Raw genomic sequence first — 3,044 nt, 5'->3', positions numbered from 1 at the left:
GGCCTCGCCGTTCGCGGCCCCTTTCGCCGTCCCCTCCCCTTCGCCGGCAGGAGCCGCCCATGGCTGAGATCGCATTGACGTCCGCGCCGCAGCGGGCCCGCCACGGATCGAGCATGGGCCAGCCCCTGACCCGGCGCGACGGGCCGCTGAAGGTCACCGGCCGGGCGACCTTCGCGGCCGACAACGTCGCGGACGGCACCCTCCATGCGGCGCTCTGCGTCGCCCGGATCGCCCGCGGGCGCGTCACCCATCTCGACGTGGCGGCGGCCGAGGCCCATCCGGGCGTCGTCGCGGTGATGACGCCGGACAACGCTCCCGCCCTCGCCCAGCACCCGGACGACAAGCCCCACGGCTTCATCTTCCGCCTCGACCTGCTGCAGGATTCGGCCGTCCGCTACGCCAACCAGCCGATCGCGGTGGTGATCGCCGAGACGCTGGAGGCGGCCACCGAGGGCGCGCGCCTGCTGAGCCCGCGCTACGAGGCCGAGACGCCGCGCATCGGCCTCGACGCCGAGCCGCCGTTCACGCCCCCCGGCATCGGCGTCGGCCAGCCCCCGGAGGAGACCCACGGCGACGTCGAGGCCGGCCTCGCCGCCGCGAGCCGGCGGATCGCGGCGACCTACGAGACCCCGGCCCAGTACCACAACGCCATGGAGCCGCACGCGGCGGTGGCCTCCTGGGACGGCGACCGGCTCACGCTGCACACGCCGAGCCAGGGCATGTCGATGGCCCAGGGGCGCCTCGCCGGGCTGTTCGGGATCGCGCCGGAGAACATCCGGATCGAGAGCCCGTTCCTCGGCGGCGGCTTCGGCTCGAAGGGCCTGATCTCGGGCCCGCAGATCCTGGCCTGCATGGCCGCGCGCCTCGTCGGCCGGCCGGTCAAGCTGGTGCTCGCGCGCGCGCAGATGTACGGCCCGGTCGGCCACCGCGCCGAGACCCGGCAGAGCTTCCGCCTCGGCGCCGACGACGCCGGCAAGCTGACGGCGCTGGAGCACGAGACGCTGACGGCCTCGAGCCGGTTCGACGACTTCTTCGAGCCGGCCGGCGGCGTCTCGCACACCCTCTACGCCAGCCCGGCCATCGCGGTCCGGCACCAGGCGGTGCGGGTCGACACCGGCACGCCGCTGTTCATGCGCGCGCCCGGCGAGGCCTCGGGCAGCGTCGCGCTGGAGAGCGCGATCGACGAGATGGCGCTGGCGTGCGGCATGGACCCGCTGGAATTCCGCCTGGCGAACTATGCCGAGGTCGAGCCGATCTCCGGAAAGCCGTTCTCCTCCAAGGCCCTGCGCGAGTGCTACACCCGCGGCGCCGAGCACTTCGGCTGGTCGGCGCGGCCGAGAGCGCCGCGGCAGACCCGCGACGCGAACGGCCTCCTCGTCGGCTGGGGCATGGGCACCGCGACCTTCCCGGCGCTGATGTTCGAGGCGCAGGCGAAGGCCGAGCTGCGGGCCGACGGCACCGGCCTGATCGAGACCGGCGCGCACGACATGGGGCAGGGCGCCTGGACCGCGCTCGGCCAGATCGCCGCCGACGGGCTCGGGATCGGCCTCGACAGGCTGACCTTCCGGATGGGCTCCTCCGACCTGCCGAACGCCGGCATCGCCGGCGGCTCGGCCCACACCGCCACCGCGGGCGGGGCGATCCACGCGGCGGGCCAGGCGGTGATCGCGCAGCTCGCCGACCTCGCCACCAACGATTCCGCCTCCCCGCTCTACGGCGCGGGCAATGCCGGATTCGTCGCCCGCGACGGACGACTCTTCCGGCGCGACGACGAGAGCCGCAGCGAGGCGTATTCCGACATCCTGGCACGCGCCGGACGGGCGAGCCTCACCGCGACCGGGAAGGCCTCGACCGATCCGGCGGCGGCCAAGACCTACGCCATGCACGCCCACGGCGCGGTCTTCGCCGAGGTGAAGGTCGACCCCGATCTCGGCCAGATCCGCGTCACCCGCCTCGTCGGCGCGTTCGCGGCCGGCCGCATCGTCAACCCGCGCCTGGTCACAAGCCAGTATTACGGCGGGATGATCTGGGGAATGTCGTTCGCGCTGCACGAGCACGCGGCGATGGACGCCCGCACCGGCCGCTTCCTCAACGACAACCTCGGCGAATACCACGTGCCGGTGAACGCGGACACGCCGGCCATGGAGGCGATCCTGGTGCACGAGGACGACGCTCACGTGAACGCGCTCGGCATCAAGGGCGTCGGCGAGATCGGTATCACCGGCTCGGCCGGCGCCATCGCCAACGCGGTCTGGCACGCCACCGGCATCCGGGTGCGCGAGATCCCGATCACGCTGGACAAGCTGCTCGGGTAGCGCCCGCCGTCGCGATCCGGCAGCCCACGCCGGCGCGAACCCGGTCCCGACCGCCCTGCCCTCCCGGAGGCCCGTCGCTCAGCGGCGCGGCCTCCGTCGTCGTTCGGCCCGACCCGCGATCCGCAGGTCGCCTGCGCTCCCGAAGGGCTGCGGCGGTGCCGGCCAGCGTCTAATCCCGCTCCGTTCGTCGCAGCGGACGGTCCGCGTGCGCCGCCGCACCCAAGTCGAAAGAGAAACGGATTAAATATAGTTTGCTATACTTGTGCATTCGCACACATATTCGTCGAACGACATTGGTTATGTTCTTCTCGTTGGCGCAGGGCGGCATGTCCTGCAGAAGAAAACTTCGAGAGGAAGGATTATCTCATGACGCGCATCGTTGCCTCGGCGCTCTTCGCCGCCGTTCTCGCCCTCCCCGTCGCGGCTCGGGCCGGCGAGGGCGGTGGCGGCGACCGCCAGCCGGCCGGCGGCGGCCACATGAGCTCCTACGTGAACGACCCCTACCACGACCCCCGCTCCGCCCATTCGCAGCGCAACCGCACCGGGCAGCTTCTGGGCGCACCGATGTATTCCGACATGCCCGGCGCCACCGTCGCGCGCCGCGACGTGGTCTCGCCGCACTGGGCGTCCGGAAGCGCGGCCCCCCGCGGCCGCCGCTGATCCGATCCGCCGACCGGCGCCGGCATCCGGCGCCGCCCCGCCCGACATCCGAGCCCGCACGGCCGCCAC

2 protein-coding genes are annotated in these 3,044 nt (G+C 73.0%); both read left to right on the top strand.

Features of this window, described 5'->3' with window-relative positions:
- Nucleotides 1-59: 59 nt before the first annotated feature.
- Nucleotides 60-2,315, top strand: a complete 2,256-nt coding sequence (locus FV223_RS23955) for a xanthine dehydrogenase family protein molybdopterin-binding subunit (protein ID WP_147729319.1) — start codon at nt 60-62, stop codon at nt 2,313-2,315.
- 366 nt (nt 2,316-2,681) lie between these two features.
- Complete coding sequence (locus FV223_RS23950; RefSeq protein ID WP_147729318.1) at nt 2,682-2,975, top strand: hypothetical protein; 294 nt, start codon at nt 2,682-2,684, stop codon at nt 2,973-2,975.
- Nucleotides 2,976-3,044 lie beyond the last annotated feature (69 nt).

It is taken from the genome of Methylobacterium sp. WL116, from assembly GCF_008039455.1.
In the GTDB taxonomy this organism is placed as follows: domain Bacteria; phylum Pseudomonadota; class Alphaproteobacteria; order Rhizobiales; family Beijerinckiaceae; genus Methylobacterium.
This window is presented reverse-complemented; position numbering and strand designations above follow the sequence as displayed.